This window comes from Arenibacter palladensis (assembly GCF_900129275.1).
Classification (GTDB): domain Bacteria; phylum Bacteroidota; class Bacteroidia; order Flavobacteriales; family Flavobacteriaceae; genus Arenibacter; species Arenibacter palladensis.
Genome location: NZ_FQUX01000001.1, coordinates 228899 through 251004, shown reverse-complemented (window position 1 = coordinate 251004; position 22106 = coordinate 228899). Strand labels below are relative to the sequence as shown.

16 protein-coding genes are annotated in these 22106 nt (G+C 42.7%); 12 read left to right on the top strand and 4 right to left on the bottom strand.

Annotation, left to right across the window (positions count from 1 at the left end; all coding sequences use genetic code 11):
* The first annotated feature begins 12 nt into the window (after window positions 1–12).
* From BUA60_RS00940 to BUA60_RS00885, 12 genes are all read left to right on the top strand, one after another.
* Window positions 13–1596: a sulfatase family protein gene (locus BUA60_RS00940; protein WP_072859883.1), complete on the top strand. Its 1584-nt coding sequence runs from the start codon at window positions 13–15 to the stop codon at window positions 1594–1596.
* A 140-nt stretch (window positions 1597–1736) separates the two neighbouring features.
* On the top strand, window positions 1737–2597 hold the full coding sequence (locus tag BUA60_RS00935) for a fumarylacetoacetate hydrolase family protein (RefSeq protein WP_072859882.1): 861 nt from the start codon (window positions 1737–1739) through the stop codon (window positions 2595–2597).
* A 33-nt stretch (window positions 2598–2630) separates the two neighbouring features.
* Entirely contained in the window at window positions 2631–4784 is a 2154-nt protein-coding gene (locus BUA60_RS00930) for a glycoside hydrolase family 31 protein (protein ID WP_072859881.1), read from the top strand.
* 21 nt (window positions 4785–4805) lie between these two features.
* The gene (locus BUA60_RS00925; protein ID WP_072859880.1) at window positions 4806–6200 is read left to right on the top strand and encodes a sialate O-acetylesterase; all 1395 of its coding nucleotides are present in this window, start codon (window positions 4806–4808) and stop codon (window positions 6198–6200) included.
* Window positions 6201–6223: 23 nt separating this feature from the next.
* Entirely contained in the window at window positions 6224–7564 is a 1341-nt protein-coding gene (locus BUA60_RS00920; RefSeq protein ID WP_072859879.1) for an alpha-L-fucosidase, read from the top strand.
* A gap of 24 nt (window positions 7565–7588) precedes the next feature.
* Entirely contained in the window at window positions 7589–9148 is a 1560-nt protein-coding gene (locus tag BUA60_RS00915) for a sulfatase (protein WP_072859878.1), read from the top strand.
* 7 nt (window positions 9149–9155) lie between these two features.
* Complete coding sequence (locus BUA60_RS23230) at window positions 9156–11543, top strand: alpha-L-fucosidase (protein ID WP_084532441.1); 2388 nt, start codon at window positions 9156–9158, stop codon at window positions 11541–11543.
* 6 nt (window positions 11544–11549) lie between these two features.
* The gene (locus BUA60_RS00905) at window positions 11550–12332 is read left to right on the top strand and encodes an L-fucose dehydrogenase (RefSeq protein ID WP_072859877.1); all 783 of its coding nucleotides are present in this window, start codon (window positions 11550–11552) and stop codon (window positions 12330–12332) included.
* A 66-nt stretch (window positions 12333–12398) separates the two neighbouring features.
* Window positions 12399–13709, top strand: coding sequence for an L-fucose:H+ symporter permease (gene fucP, locus BUA60_RS00900; protein WP_072859876.1), 1311 nt, complete (start codon window positions 12399–12401; stop codon window positions 13707–13709).
* A gap of 56 nt (window positions 13710–13765) precedes the next feature.
* A complete protein-coding gene (locus tag BUA60_RS00895; protein WP_072859875.1) occupies window positions 13766–14095 on the top strand; it encodes an L-rhamnose mutarotase in 330 nt (109 codons plus the stop codon).
* A gap of 38 nt (window positions 14096–14133) precedes the next feature.
* Window positions 14134–15393 carry a DUF6786 family protein gene (locus BUA60_RS00890; RefSeq protein ID WP_218587877.1) on the top strand — a complete coding sequence of 420 codons (1260 nt, stop codon included), beginning with the start codon at window positions 14134–14136 and terminating at the stop codon, window positions 15391–15393.
* 96 nt (window positions 15394–15489) lie between these two features.
* A complete protein-coding gene (locus BUA60_RS00885) occupies window positions 15490–16647 on the top strand; it encodes an alpha-hydroxy acid oxidase (protein ID WP_072859874.1) in 1158 nt (385 codons plus the stop codon).
* A gap of 56 nt (window positions 16648–16703) precedes the next feature.
* Here the strand turns inward: BUA60_RS00885 and BUA60_RS00880 are convergent, their stop codons facing one another.
* The 4 genes from BUA60_RS00880 to BUA60_RS00865 form a co-directional block, all read right to left on the bottom strand.
* Window positions 16704–17717 carry a LacI family DNA-binding transcriptional regulator gene (locus BUA60_RS00880; protein ID WP_072859873.1) on the bottom strand — a complete coding sequence of 338 codons (1014 nt, stop codon included), beginning with the start codon at window positions 17715–17717 and terminating at the stop codon, window positions 16704–16706.
* Between the two features lie 206 nt (window positions 17718–17923).
* Window positions 17924–19408, bottom strand: coding sequence for a sodium:solute symporter family protein (locus tag BUA60_RS00875; protein ID WP_143153103.1), 1485 nt, complete (start codon window positions 19406–19408; stop codon window positions 17924–17926).
* Window positions 19409–19633: 225 nt separating this feature from the next.
* Window positions 19634–20854 (bottom strand): exo-alpha-sialidase, encoded by a 1221-nt coding sequence (locus BUA60_RS00870; protein ID WP_072859871.1) that lies wholly within the window; start codon window positions 20852–20854, stop codon window positions 19634–19636.
* 63 nt (window positions 20855–20917) lie between these two features.
* Window positions 20918–22078, bottom strand: a complete 1161-nt coding sequence (locus tag BUA60_RS00865) for a sialidase family protein (RefSeq protein ID WP_084532440.1) — start codon at window positions 22076–22078, stop codon at window positions 20918–20920.
* Between the last annotated feature and the right edge of the window lie 28 nt (window positions 22079–22106).

Below are 22106 nucleotides of genomic sequence, written 5' to 3'. Positions count from 1 at the left end.
GGAAAAAGAATTATGAAGGGTTGGTATAAGTATTTTATTGTAGCAGTATTGATCGGTGGAACTATCTATGGTCTTAATGTTAAAACAACCAGTATAGAGGAAAAGCGGCCTAATATTATTTATGTTTTGGCCGATGATCTGGGATATGGTGATATTGCCATCTATAATCCAGAAGGTAAAATAAAAACGCCCAATCTGGATGCTATGGGATCCGCAGGAATGATTTTTACGGATGCACATACCTCCTCTGCTGTCTGTACCCCCACGCGATATGGAATTATTACCGGAAGGTATAATTGGAGAAGTCCCTTAAAAAGTTCGGTGCTTACAGGGAATTCCAAGGCATTGATTCCTAAAAAAAGAACTACCGTAGCCTCCTTGCTCAAAAAAGAGGGCTACGAAACCGCATTCATTGGCAAATGGCATTTAGGGTGGGACTGGGCCCTTAAGAATCCCGGTTTGGAATCTGGTGAAGGTTGGAATCCAGAGGATTTTGATAATATAGATTTTTCCAAGGAGGTTAAGAATTCGCCAAAAACCCTTGGTTTTAAATACTCTTATGGGCATTGTGGCTCATTGGATATGGCGCCATATGTGTACGTGGAAAACGGTATGCCCACCATGGTCCCGGATAGCGTTACCGAAAGTAAGACTAAATATGGTTGGTGGCGCAAGGGGCCTACCGCCCGGGATTTTGATTTTGATGATGTTACGCCGAACTTTTTTAGAAAATCCTTCGGTTATATCAAAGAAAAGGCAAAAGGAAAGTCACCATTCTTTTTGTATTTGGCATTGCCTTCACCCCATACGCCCATTTTGCCAACAGATGAATGGAAGGGAAAAAGTGATCTAAACCCTTACGGGGATTTTATGATGATGATAGATGCCTATATGGGACAGTTGACCGAGGTGATAAGACAAGCAGGAATTGAAGACAATACCATGGTGATCTTTACAAGCGACAATGGCTGTTCCCCTGCTGCCAAGATTGATGAAATGTTGGCCAAAGGGCATAGTCCCAACGGCATTTTAAGAGGCCATAAGGCAGATATTTTTGAAGGGGGACATCGAGTGCCTTTTATGGTGAAATGGCCCGCCAAAATTAAGCCGAATACCAAATCCGATAAGACCATATGTACCACAGATTTGTTGGCTACCTGTGCAGATATAGTGGATGTTGAATTGGAAGATGACGAAGGGGAGGATAGTTTTTCGTTTTTACCGCTGTTGACCAATCCCGCGTCCAAAGATTATCTTAGGGAGGCTACCGTGCATCATTCCATTAACGGGAGTTTTGCTATAAGAAAGGATAATTGGAAAATGATTTTTTGCCCAGGGTCGGGTGGGTGGAGTGATCCCAAACCTAATTCGGAAGGGATAGGGGAGCTCCCAAAATTTCAGCTGTACGACCTAAGTAAGGATCCGCGGGAAGAGAATAATGTTTACGGTCAGTTTCATGAAGTGGAAAGTGCCCTGACCAGACTAATGGTCACCTATATTGAAAATGGAAGAAGTAGGGTCGGGGAAAAGCAAAAGAACGACCCTGAAGGATACGGTACTAAGGATTGGAAACAATTGGAGGTATTTTATAATTGATTTGAAAATTTGAAAATTTCTCAATTTGAATGATTGTTTTAGAAACCAGAAACCAGAAACCAGAAACCAGAAACCAGAAACCAGAAACCAGAAACCAGAAACTAAAATTATATAAATAGTAATTCAATAAATAGAAACAAATGAAACTAATAAGATTTGGAGAAGTAGGAAAGGAAAAACCGGGAGTGCAATTGGAAAATGGTACCCGATTGGATGTATCGGCCTTTGGAAGGGATTACAACGAGGATTTCTTTGGAACGGATGGCTTGGTCCAATTAAAGGATTGGTTGGCTAAAAATGAAAGCAGTTGTCCTAAAGTGGACAATAGCGTTCGTTTGGGAGCACCATTGGTGAGACCGTCAAAAATTGTTTGTGTAGGTCTTAATTATGCCAAGCATGCTGCAGAAAGTGGAATGGCCGTACCTAAGGAACCAGTATTGTTCTTTAAAGCTACTTCGGCAATCGTTGGTCCTAATGATGATGTGATCATTCCAAAAGGCAGTGAAAAAACAGATTGGGAAGTGGAGTTGGCCGTAGTTATAGGTAAAAAGGCATCTTATGTGTCGGAGGCCAATGCTTTGGATCACGTTGCAGGTTACGTATTGCACAACGACTATAGCGAAAGGGCCTTTCAAATTGAAAGGGAAGGACAATGGGTAAAAGGAAAAAGTTGTGACACCTTTGCTCCTGTAGGACCTTTTATTGCTACCAAAGACGAAATTAAAGACCCTAACAATTTACACTTGTGGTTAAAATTAAATGGGGAAACGGTGCAGGATAGTTCAACTTCCGATTTTATTTTCAATGTTCAAGAGGTGGTAAGTTATATCAGTCAGTTCATGACCCTATTGCCAGGGGATATTATTTCTACAGGAACTCCTTTTGGGGTGGGACTAGGATTTAATCCACCTAAATATTTAAAACCAGGGGATGTGGTAGAATTGGGAATTGAGGGACTTGGTACTTCCAAGCAAACGGCTAAGGCCTATAGCGGGAAATAAGAACCTAAAAACCAACCAACCAAACCAACCGGCATGATTTCCAAATTCCATTTCATCGTTATATGCGCGCTGCTTGCGGTGTATTGCCCTCACCTTAAAGGGCAAGAATTGAAGTGGACCGAGATTGAAAATGGAATTTGGAAAGCCAGTGTTGGGGAGCCAGAGGATATAAGTTTGCTTCAGGCTGCGGATATACGACCGAAGGTAAAGGCGCTTAACAAACTGCCCACAGCCGATTTTCCTTTTCCGGAAGATAGGATCAAAACAAAAATAGTTGATGGAAAGACCTATTTGCAGTTTCCGTTGACTAGGGAAGAGCAAATTTATGGCTTGGGACTCAACTTTAAAACAGTACACCAGAGAGGCCGCATCATGCAATTGCATGTGGACCATTATGGAGGAAGGGACGATGGGCGTACACATGCCCCAGTTCCTTTTTATGTGTCTTCCAGAGGGTATGGAGTATTGATAGACGCTGCCAGATATATTACGGTCTATGCCGGGACGGGTATTAGGGTAGATGCCGATGATAAACCGGTTTTGAGGGACAGGAACACTGATCCCCAATGGCAGGCACAACCTTATTCCGATGCCGTGGAGATTTTGGTGCCGGCAAAGGGAACCGATGTTTATATTTATGGAGGTTCTACTCCTATGGAGGCGGTACAGCGCTATAATTTATATAACGGAGGTGGTTATATTCCCCCGAAATGGGGCCTTGGTTTTACCCAGAGGGTACCCACACTTTACAGTCAGGAAGATATTGCCCAAGAAGCCCAAGAGTTTGAAGATCACGATTTTCCCTTAGATTTTATTGGAGTGGAGCCAGGTTGGCACAGTATGGCCTATCCCTGTACTTTTGAATGGGATAGGACAAGATTCCCTGACCCAAAGAAGTTCAATAATGAATTGTTGGAGGATGGGATTAGAACAAATTTATGGTTGAACCCCTATGTGTCCCCGATAGGTTCCCTATATCCGAAATTAAATGGGCTCTCCGCTTCGCATACGGTGTGGAACGGTATAGTGCCCGATTTGATGCTTCCCGAAACCCGCGATATTTTTAAGGAACACTTTGTTCAAAATCATTTGGATCTTGGCGTAAGTGGCTATAAGATTGATGAAGTGGATGGTTTTGATTTTTGGATTTGGCCGGATGTAGCTACATTTCCCTCAGGCTATAGTGGCGAACAAATGAGACAGGTCTACGGACTGTTGATTCAGGATATGACCGCTAAATGGTTCAAGGAAAGGAATCAAAGGACCTATGGTTTGGTAAGGGCTTCCAATGCTGGAGCCAGTGCTATGCCCTATGTAATTTACAATGATTATTACAGTCACAAGGATTTTATAACGGCCTTGGTAAATAGCAGTTTTATTGGGGTGCTCTGGACGCCCGAAGTAAGGGCCTCCAAGACGGCCGAGGAGTGGCTAAGGAGAATGCAATCTGTTTGCTTTTCACCCATGGCCATGCTGAATGCCTGGGCGGATGGTACCAAGCCTTGGTCATTTCCCGAAGTGGAAGCTGCCGTTAGGGACGTGGCCAATTTAAGGATGCAGTTATTGCCTTATATCTACACCACCTTTTCCCAATATCATTTTGAAGGCTTGCCTCCCTTTAGGGCCATGAATTTGGTAGAGGGCTTTTCTTATGACCAGCAAGTAGCCGAAGGGGAATTGGACTCTACGGGCAATCCCTATAAAGTAGCCATTAAAAGTGAGATAAAGGATCAATATATGATGGGCGACAATATTTTGGTGGCCCCCATGTTCGAAGGGGAAAAGGAGAGAAAGGTAATCCTGCCAAAAGGAAAATGGTTTGATTTTTACGACGGTAAATTCGTAGGTGAAAATGAAGTGATTACAGTAGCTCCCGGTTTGGAAAAAATTCCCTTGTTTGTAAGGGATGGCGGAATAATTCCTATGCGACCGGTTCAAAGACAGGCTCCAAAATTGGGCGAGAAAGTAGATTTGATTATCCGTCACTATGGAACCAGGGAAGGGGAGTATACCCTCTACGATGACGACGGACTAAGTTTCGATTTTGAAGAGGGCCAATTTTCCAATGTAGAAATACAGGTCAAAAAGGACCGCAAAGGAAAACTTGTAGGCACCATAGGTAGCCCTGAAAAAGGGAAACCATATAGCTATAACAAAAAGGTGACCTGGGAATTTAAAACCAAATAATATCTACCTAAGAACTGAAATATGAAAAAACTATTAGGATTACTGCTCTTGCTTTTCGCCTCCAATACCTATGGGGAAATTTGGCTTCCTTCCATTCTTTCGGATAATATGGTCCTGCAACAACAGGCGAACGTTACTATCTGGGGATGGACCACGGCTACCAGTGAAGAAATAACGGTTTACGGTACCTGGAACAATGAAAAAGTGACCACTAAAGCTTTTCAAGGGGTTTGGTCCTTGCAATTGCCTACACCCAAGGCCGGAGGTACGTACAGTGTAATTGTGGAAGGTCACGAGAAATTGGAGTTAAGGAATGTACTTATAGGGGAAGTATGGTTGGGTTCCGGACAAAGCAATATGCAATGGACCCCAAAACATGGTTTGGACAATGCGGAAGAGGAAATTAAAAACGCCAATTACCCGGAAATACGTTTCTTTCAGGTAGCGCAACAGATATCGGACAATCCCCAGGACCAACTAAAGGGTAAATGGGAGGTTTGTACCCCTGAAACTATGGAGAAGTTTAGTTCTGTAGCTTATTTTTTTGGTAGGGAATTGCATCAAAACTTGGGCATTCCTGTTGGTGTAATCAACTCCAGTTGGGGAGGTACGCCCGTGGAAGTTTGGTTAAAAAAGGAATTAGTAACCCAAGATGCCCAATTGGCGGAAGCAGCCAAAAAACTTAACGAGGTTGCCTGGTGGCCCAGTAATCCGGGCTTGGCCTATAATGCCATGATACACCCCATTACTAAATTCAATATCGCAGGTTGTATTTGGTACCAAGGGGAATCCAACAGGGTAGACCCGGTTTCCTATTATAAATCCTTTCCCTTGATGATCGAATCATGGAGGGAGGAATGGGGAAAGGATCTGCCGTTCTATTTTGTACAGATAGCCCCCTATAAATATGACGACCCAATGGATACGGATGCGGCACATGTAAGGGATGCGCAATTGTATACCATGCAAAATTTGGACAATACAGGTATGGTGGTTACCAATGATATTGGGAATTTGGAAAATATACACCCCACCAATAAACAGGACGTAGGTTACCGTTTGGCACTTTGGGCCTTAGGTAAAACCTATGGAAAGGAAAGGGTGGAATATTCAGGACCGGTGTATAGGTCCAAGGAAATTAAAAATAAAAAAATTGTCCTCAATTTTGATTATGCCGAAAAGGGTTTAATGCAAAAGGGCAAGGATTTACGAGAGTTTTTTATTGCCGGGGAAGATGGGGTGTTTTATCCCGCCAAGGCCAAAATTATGGGTAATACGGTAGAAGTGTCTTCCTCTAAGGTTAAAAAACCAACAGCGGTTCGGTTTGCTTTCACCAACGGGGCAATGCCCAACCTATTTAATTCAGCGGGATTACCAGCTTCCGCTTTTAGAACGGATAATTGGGAATTGAAATAATTTAAATTACATAGTTTTTATACATGAAGAGACTTATTACCACTTTATTAATTATGACGATCACGACAAATTTCGCGCAGGAGCAAGCACAGGATACCGTGCTGCAGAATGAGCAAAAGATGCAATGGTTCAAAGACGCCAAATTGGGAATTTTTATCCATTGGGGCTTGTATTCCGTAAACGGGATCGATGAATCCTGGTCGTTCTACAATGGTTATATTTCCCATGAAAATTATCTAAAGCAGACCAAGGGGTTCACCGCCAAAAAATATGACCCACAGGCGTGGGCCGATTTGATAAAGCGCAGTGGCGCCAAATATTCGGTAATCACTGCCAAACACCACGAAGGTTTTGCCCTGTGGGACACTAAATTCGGAGATTTTAACGCCGTTAAGGGTTCTGCGGCAAAGAAGGATGTTTTAACACCCTTTGTCTCCGAACTACGAAAGAATAATTTAAAAGTGGGCATTTACTATTCCTTGCCCGATTGGTCCTACCATGATTATACCCACTTTACAAGAGATTCCATTAGATACAAAATTTCCGATGAGCCAAAACGATGGAACAAGTTCCTAAACTATTATCAAGGTCAGTTAAAAGAATTGTCCGATAATTACAACCCCGACCTGTATTGGTTTGATGGGGATTGGGAACACAATTCCCAGGAATGGGAAGTGCCCAAGGTAAGACAAATGCTCTTCGATAATAATCCCAATACCATTTTAAATTCCAGACTTCGGGAACAAGGCGATTACGCCACTCCGGAACAAGGTATGCCCATTACTAGGCCCAAGAACAAATTTTGGGAATTGTGCCTTACCATGAACGACTCCTGGGGTTTTCAAAAAAACGACCACAACTATAAAACTACAGACCAGATTATTGGAATTTTTGCCGATGTTATCGGTAATGGAGGCAATATGCTTTTGGATATTGGCCCCAAAGGAGATGGGAGTATTCCGGAGGAGCAGGTGGCCATATTGGAAGGTTTGGGACGATGGACCAACAAGCACAAAGAGGCTATCTATGGAACCCGATCCGGGATTCCCAAAGAACATTTTTACGGACCTACTACTTTATCCAAAGACGGGAACATTCTTTATTTGTTTGTTAAAGGCGATTCAAATGGAGAGGTAGTGATACGCGGACTAAAAAATAGGATCAACCGCATTTATGTTGTGGGCGAGGGGACCAAGCTGTCTCATCAGGTTATTGGCAAGGTTTATTGGAGCCATTATCCGGGAATCAATTATATAAAACTGCCAGAACATGTTCTGGATGAAAACTTGACCGTCCTTGCGGTTATGTTGGATGGTAAGGTAGATCTATATCGCGAGGATGGTGCGGTAATAGAGAGTAATTAAGTTATTGTAAAAAAAAGTACACAGATGAAAGGTTATGTATTGGGGTGTTTCATAGTAGTTCTTCTAAGTTTTGGCTGTAAGGACAAGGTAGTGCCTAAAAATATTGATGTACCCACCACCCCCAATATTGTACTTTTTTTCGTGGATGATATGGGCTGGCAGGACACTTCTGTTCCATTTTGGAGTGAAAGGACGCAGTATAATGATCTTTACCAAACCCCAAATATGGAGCGATTGGCACAAGAGGGGATGAAATTTACCCAGGCTTACTCCACTGCAGTATGTTCACCTACCAGGGTAAGTCTAATGACGGGCATGAATGCGGCCAGGCACAGGGTTACCAACTGGACATTGTACAAGGACAAATTACAGCCTATGGAAACCAACCACAAAACCCTAAAATTTCCAGAGTGGAAGGTAAATGGTTTAAGTCCGGTTGTTGGTGTAGAAAAAGCGGTACATGCTACTCCCTTGCCTCAGGTATTGAAGGATGCGGGCTATGTTACCATACATTCCGGTAAGGCTCATTTGGGGGCTATCGGTACCCCCGGGGAAGATCCATTGAAACTTGGTTTTGAAATAAATATAGCCGGTCACGCAGCAGGGGCTCCCGGGAGTTATTTGGGAACCGAAAATTTTGGAAATGGAAAGGAAGGAAGGGAAGTATGGGCTGTTCCCGGATTGGAGAAATATTATGGCAAGGATATGTTTTTAACGGAGGCCATAACTCAGGAGGCAAAACTGGCCATGGATTCCGCCTTGGAAAAAAGCAAACCTTTCTTTTTGTATATGGCACATTATGCGGTGCATACCCCCATAATGGCAGATAGCAGATTTGTTCAGAAATATTATGACAAAGGTCTGGATTCCACAGAGGCCAAATACGCTGCTTTGGTAGAGGGAATGGACAAGAGTTTGGGCGATATTATGGATTATCTGGATAATAAAAAGATTTCGGACAATACTATTATCCTCTTCATGTCGGATAACGGCGGCCTGAGTGCAGTGGCCAGGGGAGGGGAAAAACACACCCATAACAAACCTTTGAGCAGTGGAAAAGGTTCAGCTCATGAAGGGGGTATCCGCGAGCCAATGTTGGTAAAGTGGCCAGGGAAAATTAAGCCTAACTCGGTGGTAGACCAACAAGTGATAATAGAAGATTTCTACCCCACCATTTTGGAAATGGCAGGCATAAAGAACTATGAAACGGTACAAAAGGTAGACGGTGTTAGTTTTCTGCCAACGCTTTCCGGGAACACTAGTGGTGTTACTAGACCATTATTTTGGCATTATCCCAATGAATGGGGGCCATCCGGACCGGGAATCGGAGCTTCCAGCAGTACCAGGGTGGGCGACTGGAAATTTATTTACTATTACAATGACAGTAGTATGGAGTTGTTCAATATCAAGGAGGATATAGGGGAAACTAGGAATTTGGTAAAAGAGCAGCCGGAAAAGGCAAGGGAGTTGGCCAAGATATTATCGGATTACTTAAGGAAAGTGGAGGCCCAGATACCTTCCAGAAAAGATACAGGGGAGCAGATTGCCTATCCGGATGGGATATTAAATACTTACAAAAGCTAAAAGGAATATGAAGTTAAGATTGTTTGTACTTTGTTGCTTTTGTTTTGTTTCGGCTTTTGCCCAAAATGGGGAAGACGACTTATACTTATACGATAATTTCGGAAGAGTGTCCGGTGACAACATTTTTAAAACGGACGGATACTTTAATTGGGGAAGTTCCATAATCAAGGCAAGGGAGGGCAAATACCATCTATTTTATTCCCGCTGGAAAAAACAATACGGGTTTCATGGTTGGCTTACCCATTCGGAGATTGCCCATGCCACCAGTAAAAGTCCGGCCGGACCATGGAAATACAAGGAAACAGTGCTCCGTGGCAGTGGTCAGGGTAACTGGGATGCCATAACAGCGCACAACCCGAAGATCAAATATTTTGAAGGTAAATATTATTTGTACTATATAGGGACCAATATGGGTGGCAAAGATTATACCGATGGGGAATTGGTAGAAACCGCCAAAACAGGTTATTCCCATCCCAATTGGAAGATATTGCGTCCCAACCAGCGTACGGGGGTGGCGGTGTCGAATTCCTTGAACGGACCCTGGACGAGAATGGATAAGCCCTTGGTGGAACCCTCAGGTCCCATTGGCACACTTACCGTTAATCCCGCTATTGACAAGGGCAAGGATGGCAAATATTATTTGATCATAAAAGGGGATAAACCCAACGAAAAAAGATTTATCAGGAACCAGGCGGTTGGGGTTTCGGAACATCCCGATGGCCGCTTTGAGATTCAGGAGAAACCGGTAATAGATTATATGGACACCGAAGACATGTCTATTTGGTACGATGAAAATCGAAATAGGTTCTACGGCGTTTTCCATGCCCATAATTATATTGGCTTGGTGACTTCGGTGAATGGAACCGACTGGGAAAAGGCCAATGAGTTTGTTCTTAAGAATAAAGAGATTTTATTGGAAGATGGTACGGTCATCGGTCCGGATAGAATGGAACGTCCCTTTGTTTATCATGAGAACGGCCAACCTAAAGTGTTGTCGGTAGCGGTAAAGAAAGGGGAGGAATCCTATACCGTTTTTATACCCATTATTGAGAATGAACTCCCGGTCCCCAACAAGCGGCAATTGGCCTGGCAGGAGGCAGAGCTCGGCGTGGTGTTTCATTATGACCTGCATGTGTTTGATGGGGTAAAATATGGGCAGGGAAACAATAGGATCGATCCAGTGGAAGACTATCAAATTTTTAATCCAGAAAAATTGGATACCGATCAATGGGTAAAGGCGGCAAAGGATGCCGGCGCCAAATTTGCCATTCTAACGGCTACCCATGAGACTGGCTTTGCATTGTTTCAATCCAAAGTAAACCCATACAGCGTTAAAGCTCTAAATTGGAAAGATGGTAAAGGGGATGTGGTGGCAGATTTTGTAGCCTCATGCCGAAAGTATGGAATAAAACCGGGTATCTATCTTGGGATTAGATGGAATTCATTTTTGGGGGTGCACGACTTTAAAGTAAATGGAGAGGGTGATTTTAAAAAGAATCGACAGGAATGGTATAACAGGATGGTAGAGGGAATGGTAAAGGAAATTTGTACCAATTATGGAGAGTTGTTCGAAATTTGGTTCGATGGTGGTGCCGATCATCCAAAAAATGGTGCCCCGGACGTTTTGCCCATTGTAAGGCAGTACCAACCAAATTGTTTGTTCTATCATAATGGGCAATTGGCAGAAGCCAGATGGGGAGGATCAGAATCGGGAACAGTTGGGTATCCCAATTGGTCAACCTTTCCATACAGGGCTACAGGAGCGGGAGAAAGTGCCAAGAAGAATATAGCGGAAAACAATTTTCAATTACTGAAAGAAGGGGATGCCAAGGGCAAGTATTGGGTGCCTGCCATGGCCGATGCCCCATTAAGGGGACATAACGGCCGACATGAATGGTTTTGGGAGCCTGGGGATGAGGACCATATATTTCCCTTGGATAATTTAATGGATATGTACTATAAATCGGTTGGAAGAAACGCCACTTTGATAATGGGCCTTACCCCAGACCCGGACGGACTACTTCCAGAACCGGATGTGCAGCGCTTAAAGGAATGGGGAGATGAGATTAATAGAAGATTTTCCAATCCTTTGGCCAGTACCAATGGGAAGGGAAATCGATTGGAATTAAGATTGAAGGAACCTATGGAAGTAAACCATGTAATACTTCGGGAGGATATAACAAAAGGAGAAAGAATTAGAAAGTATCAAATTGAAGCTTACTCGGGAGGTCGCTGGGTTACCTTGGCCAATGGGGAGAGCATAGGAAATAAAAGAATTGAGAAATTTGACACTATAAAATTAAGTAGATTACGAATAAAAATTATAGATTCGGACGGTTTAGCACAGATCAAGGATTTTAGTGCCTATTTCGTTGCAGAAAAGGACTTTAAATAAAGATAAATGGATTTACAACTCAAGGATAAAGTAATTTTGGTTACAGGAGGTTCCAAAGGAATCGGTCATGGAATAAGTGTATTATTGGCAGCTGAAGGCGCTATTCCAGTCATCATTGGAAGGGATAGAAAAAGTATGTTGGAGGTGGTTGCGGATATCGAAAGAAGTGGCGGAAAAGCCTCTTTTGCGACGGCAGAACTAACCGATCCGGAACAATGTAGACTTGCCGTTGAAAGCACCGTTGAAAAATTTGGTAAGATCGATGGCGTGGTTAATAACGCAGGAATCAATGATGGGGTTGGCCTGGAGAATGGGAATTATGAGGATTTTTTGAGGTCTATTAACCGTAACCTTACCCACTATTATTTAATGGCCCACTATGCATTACCAGAATTAAAGAAAACCCAGGGCGCCATTGTTAATATAGGCTCCAAGACCTCTGTAACCGGGCAGGGTGGAACATCGGGCTATGCCGCTGCCAATGGGGGTCGTAATGCCATTACCAGGGAATGGGCAGTGGAATTACTGCCATATAATATTAGGGTCAATGCGGTTATTGTGGCCGAATGTTACACCCCATTATATGACAGATGGATCAAGACTTTTGATAATCCTGAAGAAAAATTAAAGGCTATAACCGACAAAATCCCATTGGGACAAAGAATGACAACAGCAGAGGAAATTGCCAGTACAGTGGCCTTTTTACTTTCCAACAGATCTAGTCACACCACTGGGCAATTGCTCTTTGTAGATGGCGGATATACCCATTTGGACAGGTCAATTTCTTAAATACTTAAATAAATTAAACAACAAGGTAAACTAGATAATAATCAATTAACAATAATCAACAATTCAATGAAAGACCAAAGACCACCAGTAGTATCTAAGAAGGTGCTAATTCCCTTTATTTTAATTACCTCCCTTTTCGCCCTTTGGGGTTTTGCAAATGCCGTTACCGATCCCATGGTACAGGCATTTAAAAAAGTATTGGAATTGTCCAATTCCCAAGCTGCTTGGGTACAAATGGCGTTTTATGGCGGTTACTTCTGTATGGCGCTGCCAGCTGCACTTTTTGTGCGTAAATACTCGTATAAAGTGGGGGTTTTAATAGGGTTAGCCTTGTATGCAGGAGGGGCTCTATTGTTTTATCCCGCGGCCATAACTGAACAATTTTGGTTCTTTTGCTTGGGACTCTATGTGCTTACCTTTGGGTTGGCATTTTTGGAAACCACTGCCAACCCTTATATTTTGGCTATGGGAGCGCCAGAAACGGCTACCCAGCGTTTAAATTTGGCCCAGGCCTTTAACCCAGTGGGATTGTTGTTGGGACTATTGGTGGCACAGCAATTTGTTCTTAAAAAATTACAGTCGGATGATATAGCGGATTATTCCTCTTTGGAGGAGGCGCAAAAAGCCTTGATCAGGACAACGGACCTAATGGTTATTCGGGATCCCTATGTTATTCTGGGCTTGGTGATTTTGGCCGTTTTTGTTCTGATCATTATTAGCAAAATGCCACAGGCCAAGGATGAAGGTGGTATTCCAAGTTTGGGGGATACGTTTAACGGTTTGTTCAAGAACAAAAAATATGTGCTGGGTGTTGTGGCCCAAATATTTTACGTTGGTGCCCAGATTATGTGTTGGACCTATATTTATCAATATGCCGAGGCCATAGGGATTTCCAGTGAGGATGCTGCCAATTACCAGTTCGCGGCCTTTATCCTGTTCTTGGTGGGGAGGGCCATTGGCACCTATATGCTGAGATTTATGAGCCCAGGTAAACTATTGATGTATTTTGCCGTTTTTGCAACGCTATGTTGTATTGGCACCATTTATATTGAAGGTATAATAGGCTTGTACTGCTTGGTGGGGATTACCTTTTTTATGTCCCTTATGTTCCCTACCATCTACGGAATTGCTTTGAATGGACTTAATGAGGAGGAATCCAAGATTGGTGCTGCCGGTCTTGTAATGGCAATTGTAGGCGGGGCCCTAATGCCAAAGCTTCAGGGAATGATCATTGATGCCGGTGGCAATGCCGTGAACGACATACAAATTATGGGTGCTACCGAAGTGAATTTTTCCTTCATCCTTCCAGCGCTTTGTTTTGTCTATATAGCATGGTATGGATTACGTGTATTTAAAAAGTATGAACTACAGGCCTAAGGAATCTGATTGGTCCCTTAAGTGGTTTTTAATAATTAACTAAAAAATGTAAAGTAATGAAAAGATATTGTTTGGCATTGGATCTTAAGGACGATCCAGAGTTAATAAAGGCTTATGACGATTACCATAAGGAAGTATGGCCGGAGATCCTTCAAAGTCTTAGAGAGTCCGGTATACAGGATATGGAAATATATAGGGTGAGGAACCGTATGTTTATGATCATTGATGCGGATGACAGTTTTTCCTTTGAAAAAAAGGCGAAGATTGATGCCAAGTATCCCGAAAACGAAAAGTGGGAGGAATTGATGTGGAAATACCAACAGGCACTACCATTTGCAAAACCTGGGGAAAAATGGATGCTTATGGAAAAGGTTTTTCAATTGTAAAAACCAAAAACAAAAGGCAAAAACTAAATGATAGGAGCATGAGAAGTATAGTAAATTTTTTTAGATCCGGAACTGTCCTAAGATCAATAGCGTTATGTGCTCTCCTATGTGCTTTGAGTTGTAAAACTAAAAGTGAACAAAGTGCAAATACCTTGGCGAATGATGAGGTAGCATTTTCCATAGGGTCATTTGGTTATGACAGGGAATTTTTGTCCAAGCACTACAAGAACCTGGTAGTTCTGGAAAATGGGGAGTCGAGGATCTTGATTTCCCCGGAACTTCAGGGCCGTGTTATGACGAGTACGGCCTCTGGCGACGAGGGTCATAGCTTTGGATGGATCAACCATGAACTCATTAAGTCCGGAGAAATAAAAGAACACTTTAATCCCACAGGGGGTGAAGAGCGTTTCTGGTTGGGGCCTGAAGGTGGACAGTATTCCCTTTTCTTTGAAAAGGATTCCAACTTCGAGTTGGACAACTGGTACGTACCTAAGGAATTGGATACCGAAGCCTTTAATTTGGTGAGGAGAACTGAAGATAAGGCCTATTTTGAAAGGGACATGAAATTGGTGAACTATACAGGAATTACTTTCGATTTACGCGTGCAAAGGAATATTACTCTTTTGGACAAGGAAGATGCCGCTGAAATTCTTGGACTCAATATTCCTGAAACTGTAAAAATGGTAGGATTTGCCTCCGAAAACAACTTGACCAATATAGGACCGGAAGATTGGGATAAGAAAACAGGTTTAATGTCTATTTGGATATTGAGCATGTTCAACTCCTCGGACCATACCACCATAATTGTACCTTTTAAAAAAGGGGATGAGGACATTTTGGGCAAGAAGGTAACGGACGATTATTTTGGGAAGATTCCAAAGGAGCGATTACAGGTCGGGGATAGTGTCCTATTCTTCAAGGCGGACGGTAAAGAGCGTGGTAAAATTGGAATTTCCCCCCAGAGGGCGCTTCCTGTTATGGGAAGCTACGATGCCAAGAGCAAGGTACTTACCATTGCCAAATTTAGTCTACGTGAAGGCGCTACTGATTATGTTAATTCTTTATGGGAGTTACAGGAGTTTCCATATTCGGGGGATGCGGTAAATGCTTATAACGATAGTGGGGATTTAGGGCCATTCTATGAATTGGAAAGTTCATCCCCTGCAATGGATCTAAAAGCCAATGAAAGCAGTAGCCATATCCACCAAACTTTTCATTTTGTAGGTGACGAGGACGAGTTGGAAAAGCTAGCTCAAGGAATTTTGGGGGTGTCCATTAAAGAATTATCTGGGGAATAATAAATAAAATATCTCCTCCCTTTAGATTGTATTAGATAGATGGGGAGGGGGAAAATAAAAGATAAATATTCAAGAACAATTGCAGATTAAAATGCCATGGAGAAAAAAAAAGAAATAAAGATCAACAGCAAGTATCCATCCGTTGTAGATTTAAGGAAGAGAGCCCAAAAAAGGATTCCCAAGTTCGCTTTTGAATACTTGGATGGAGGCTGTAATGAAGATGTAAACCTACATAAGAATACTGCTGAAATTAGGGATATAGAGTTGTTGCCCTATTACCTTAGCAAGCATACCGGTTCCAGTATGAAGACCGAATTGTTCGGACATGTATATGATGCACCTTTTGGAATTGCTCCAGTGGGACTCCAAGGATTAATGTGGCCCAATGCCCCTGAAATATTGGCTAAATCGGCCTTTGAACATAATATTCCGTTTATTTTAAGTACGGTAACCACCAGTAGTATAGAACGCATAAGTGAGATTACCGAGGGAAAGGCTTGGTTTCAGCTTTATCATCCTACAGAGGATGCCGTAAGGGACGACATTATTAAAAGGGCCGAAGCCGCGGAATGCCCGGTACTGGTTATTTTGTGCGATGTGCCTACCTTCGGTTTCCGTCCTAGGGATGTACGCAACGGATTGGCCATGCCCCCAAAAATGTCAGTAAAGAATATACTTCAGATATTGGGCAAGCCAAATTGGGCCATGCAGACCCTAATTCACGGTCAGCCCAACTTTGAAACCCTTAAACCCTATATGCCCAAAGGCTTGGATTTGGCGCAATTGGGTAAATTCATGGACAAGACCTTTTCCGGAAGATTAAATGAAGAGAAGATAAAACCGATAAGGGATATGTGGAAGGGCAAATTGGTGATTAAGGGAGTTGCGAATGAGGCTGATGCGGAAAGCGCCATTAAACTCGGATTGGATGGTATTATAGTTTCCAACCACGGGGGAAGGCAATTGGATGCCGGCGAGTCTACCATAAAGCCTTTAACCAGAATAGCTGCAAAATATGGGGACCAAATAAAGGTGATGATGGATAGCGGACTAAGGGGTGGTCCGGATATCGCCAGGACCATGGCCAGTGGTGCGGAATTTACTTTTATGGGGCGCTCCTTTATGTACGGGGTAGCAGCATTGGGTGCCAAAGGTGGGGACCATACCATTTCACTTTTAAAAACTGAATTACAACAGGTAATGGAGCAGATTTGCTGCGAGGAGGTAAAGGATTTTCCAAATCACCTGATTTAGGAATTCTTCTCCTTGGGAAATATAACGGTTTAGTAGGCGTTGGGCCCTAATGGCTTTTAGGGTTCCAATGAACTGCTTTCCAGGCTGGTATCAAAAGATATCTGTTGCAGCTCTTGGGCAGGTTCCTGAATCTGTTCTATAAGGATACGCAATGCTTTTTGTCCTATTTCCTTAATAGGCTGATGGAGATATGGGATTGGGTCTTCCAAGAAATTATATGACGAATTTTGGTCGAATACGACCACATCTACCTTTTTAAGTATTTTCCTGTCCAAGCCCAACATTTGGGTCAAACCTTCCTCGGCCAAGGTGTTGGTATGAAAATAAATGGCATCTACTCCGGCATCCTGCACCAATTCTTTTACCACCCTTTTCATATCTGCTTTTAGGGATCCGTGATTAATTCTTTTTATCAATTCGGCATCAACGGTCAGTCCGGCCTTTTTAAGGGCTTCTACGTAGCCCTGATGTCTTTCTTTGTAGTGGTGCAAGCTTGAATTGTAAAGTACGGCCCCAATTTTTTTGTTTCCCTTTCCCAGCAAATAGTTGGTGGCCTGCATAGAGGCCTTAAAATTGTCTACTGTAACGTAATTGGTGGTAAGGTCATTGAAGAATCTATCTATCAGTACAAAGGGAATTCCTGCCTTGGCCAGATCGGCAATGATTTCTCGGGAACCTTCTGGGGCGGCAATGATAAAACCATCTACTTGTCTCATTTTAAGGAAATCCAAAACCTTGTTGAATTTTTCCACCTTTTCATCCGAAGATCCAAATATCACCGTATAGTCCTGGGAAAAAGCTTCATCCTCTATAGTCCTTGCCAAATTGGAGAAGAAGGGGTTGGAAATATCGGCCACTATAACTCCTATAGACCGTGTTTTATTGGTCTTAAGGCTTCTCGCATTCCAGTTGGGATGATAATTCAATTCCTTGGCTACCTCCCTTATTCTTTTTGCCGTCTTTTCGGATACCCTGTTCTCCTTGCCTTTATTGCTCAAAACATATGAAACCAAGGGTATGGAAACACCCACAATTTTTGCGATATCCTTCAATGATGTTTTAGGTTTCATGTGCCTCTTAGGTTAAAATTGGCAAGTTTGGGCCAATCTTGTGTGTAATATATTGTTATTAAGTAGGTTATAGGTATGGGGGCAACTATTTTCAAAAGGACAAAATTACGAAATTCATACTAATTGGAAACACTGGCCTTTGTTTTGTGATTAATAACAAAATTCCATTCCTGTACCCTTTCCATCCAATAAGACTACTGCCTTATTCAATTTTCATAGATTTCATCGGTCTTTTTATTGAATATGGATATTAGGAAACCCACTAGGAATATGGCCGCAGTTCCAAATACAATGGTCAAATAGGTGTGGAAGGAAGCGCCAAGGGAATCCTCTCCGAAGAGGGTGCCTGATAAACTCATCCAAACAATGACCAAAATACCCACCAATACCCCGATTAGGGCACCTTTTACGTTTTTAGTTTTGGAAAATAATCCCAAAAGTAGCAGTCCCAACATGCCTCCACTAAAAATGGAGGAGAGTTTCCACCAGGCATCCAAGGCACTTTTTACATTGATCATGGCTATGGCAATAACGATTCCTATAACGCTAATGATGGCCGATGAAATATAGAGCACTCGCATTCCTTCCTTGTCCGATGCTGTCTTTTTAAAATACTTGTTGTAATAATCCGTAAGAAAAACGGTTGCGGAACTATTAAAACTTGTTGATATGGTACTCATCCCTGCCGCAAAGATGGAGGCGATCATTAGTCCTGTTATCCCTGCAGGAAGGGCATTCACTATAAAATGGGGGAATACACTATCTCCTTTGTCTATATCCTGAAGTTCTATGGGTAACGTAGCGGCGGAATGGTAGTAGGCAAAAAGCGAGGTACCGATAAATAGAAATACCGCTGAAATAGGCAGATAGATCAAACCACCGATCAGGGCCGATTTTTGGGCTTCCTTATCAGATTTGGAGGCCATATAACGCTGAACATAATTCTGGTCTATACCATAATTTTGAAGGTTAATGAATATCCCGTAGACGAGTACCACCCAGAAAGTGGGTTCTGTGAGACTAGGACTGAAACTTCCCAGTCCAAATTTATCATTCTCTGCAGCTATTTCGAATACTTGTCCCGGACCTTCTGGCATATTAAAGAGAATAAAGCCAACACAGACCACGGCGCCAACAATTAGAATTATGCCTTGTATGGCATCAGTCCATAAAACCGCAGTTATTCCACCCAACATGGAGTAAATGGATACTACCAAACCGGTAAAAATAATGATGGTCACCATATCCCAACCAACAATGGCGTTCAAGGTAAGGGCCAAGAGGTATAAAATGGTCCCGATTCGCATTAGCTGGGTCAGTAAATAACATAGGGAAACATAGATTCTAGCCCAGGCGCCAAAACGTTGTTCCATATAGGTATAGGCAGAGGGACTATTGATCTTTCTGTAAAGGGGAACAAAATATTTTACGGCTATCAAGGAGGCAATGGGAAGGGACAGGCTAAAGGCCAAGGCGTTCCAATTGGATTGATAGGCATTTCCGGGTAGGGCAAGGTAACTTATGCTACTTACAAAGGTTGCAAAAATGGACATGGTAACTACCCAGCCAGGGATGTCGTTGTTGCCCATGGTATAGGAGGAGGAAGTTCTACTCTTTTTGAAAAACGAGCCTCCGAAAAGGGCTATTCCACCTATGTAAATAAAGAATACGATTAAATCTAAACTGTTCATTGGTATTGGCTATTTAGGTTATATGTATATGCTCTAAAAGTAGGATATTCGCGCTACTTAAGTGTTGGTTAATTGTAAAATCCTTAAATTACTTTAATGGTGTGAATAAACGAAATTGATTTTCAAGGCGTTAATTTGCTTTAACGATTAAGCAATGATAATTAAATATTTCGTCATTTCAAAAGAAAGTGGATTTAATTTGGATGGGCATGTTTGTCTTGTAGATTATTTATTGTTCAATCCAATTTTACCCAAATCTGAGATTTTTACTTTAACCACTTCTATTTTTTGTTTGGCGTCCCCGGCAAAGGCTATCAATAGATATCCATTATGCTCCAATACATGGGGGTAGTCAATATGCCTTCCTCCTACCAAATAGCCCATTTTTGTGAAAACCATGCCATCATCACTAATAGCCAAGGTTAAAGGGTCCCTTTTTTTGTAATTGGAATTGGAGACCAGGACATATCTGCCATCCTGTAATCGGAGGCCGTGAAATTTGGACCTTGCGTCCGGAAAGTTGGTCTGTACCGGTGGACTCCAGGTTCGGCCATTGTCCGTTGAAAAAGAGCGATACAAAAACCCGCTTTTGCGATTGTCCCTAAAGAGTGCCATCAGGTTTTTATTGTCTGATAAAATCCACCAATAGGGCTCTTCGGCTTCAAGGTGCGTACTTGATCCAAAAACAGGATATACTTCCCATTGGTCAAAACGGTCTTTTGCCCCAACCATAAAATCAACTCCCTTTTCAACATAATCAAAGGATCTGCGCGACATTAACCACTCCCCCGTAGGTAATTTTTTGGGCGGAAAATTATTGATCGCATTTTCCATAACTATTCCATGGTATTCCCAAAATTCGGAATCTTTGTTCCATTTAAAGGCATGGAGATTTAGGGACGGACCAAAAAAGCCCTTAGCCTCGTCCAAGGAGGCCAAGGCCAAAAAATCGCCCTGGTATTCCCAAAATCCTCTTGAAATCCAACGAAGCCCTTGATCTGTTCTTGTATTGTAATGGGGAGATTCCGGTTCAGATCCTTCGGGATAGGGAGTAAGGAATTTAGGTTTTTCCCATTCTAGGCCATCCTTGCTGGTGGAGTATTTTACTACTTGTCCCACCCTGTCCTCAACCCCTGGACCATCGCTCCACATAATCCAATAACGATTGTCATGGTACGCCAGGTAATTGTGTTGGTTAACTCCGTCTGGGGTAACATCGCTTACCACGGTATGTTCCAAGGGAATTTTAGGGAGTTTGTCAAAATCAATTTCATGTGGATCTTGAAACCAATGCCCATCCAGCATCAATTTGGCTTCAGGATTGGTCACGGGATCTGGGTAGTCTTGGGTTTTATTCCCTTTACAACCATAGCACAGGAGGGTAACTGTAAATAACAGCAATATGGCCGTGAAATATAATTGTACCGAACCCCTCAAATTTCTCATGCTTATTTTTTGTTTATCATAAGTGTTTCCAGACTATCCCATCTACCATTTTCCTATGCCAGGTTATAGTTGCTTGGGGTCTATGACCACATGTTTAACGGACTGTCTTACATAGGTGTAGGTAATGTGCACCAAGCCATCCGCAGTTTGTATGATGGCAGGGTAGGAGTATCCTGATTCTGCCGGAACATTTTCCAAGGTCATGACAGGCTTCCAATTGATGCCGTCATCGGATATCGCCAGATTGATCATATTTCTGCCTTTGGGCTCTTCTCCTTCCTTGGTGGTGTGATTGTAAATAAGCAACTGCCTGTTATCTTTTAATGTCACGGCATCTGTTCCCGAATTGGGGTTGGGAAGTTCTGTGGCGGTCATTTTACTCCAGGTCTGGCCTTGATCCTCGGACCAACTTTGGGAAATTACATTTTGTCTTGTTCTACATAAAACCTGCATTTTCCCATTGGGGTAGGTAAGGATGCTGGGCTGAATGGCATCAAATTCCTTCCCGTCGTTTATTGGTCCGACTACCTCCCAGTTCTTGCCATTGTCCTTGCTTATTTCAAAGTGAACCATCCAATCCACATCGCCATCTTCCAATTTAATTTCCGTGCTGCTAGGGCTAATGATAGTTCCGTCTTCCAATTGGATAGGTTTATTTTTGACAGGGCCCAATAAGTGCCCAATTTTTTCGTCCGTTCCCATTTTTTCCGGTTTGGACCATGTTATTCCCCCATCGGAAGATGTCATCAACATGCCCCACCAAGTCCTTGGGTCTGGTCCCTCTTTATAGAACAACAACAGCGGACCTTCTGCCGGCTGAAATAGTACTGGATTCCAAAGAGGGTAACGCAGAGTGTCATTTTGCACGCCATTCACCACTTCTTCCGGCCATGTCCATTTACCATCTACCATGCGTGATACCCGAATACCAACATCTGGGTTCTTCTCATGGGTACCTGCAAAAAATGCGCTCACCAGCCCAGTGGGTGTTTCCACTATGGTAGAGGCATGGCATTCCGGTGTGGGTTTGTTATCCAAGGGGTAGATAAGCTCTCCGCTTAGATAGGCACCTTGACCAGGTTGGGACAAGGGGGGCAATGTGAAATTACCTGTAATATCGCTGCCGCTTTTAAGTTCTTCTGTTGTTGCAGTTTTCTCCGTTTTGCTCTTGCAGGAGAAAATGATAAAAGTGAGTGCTGTTAGAAAATAGTGAATGCTTTTCATGGTGATTTTTGTTTTATCTATTTGACAA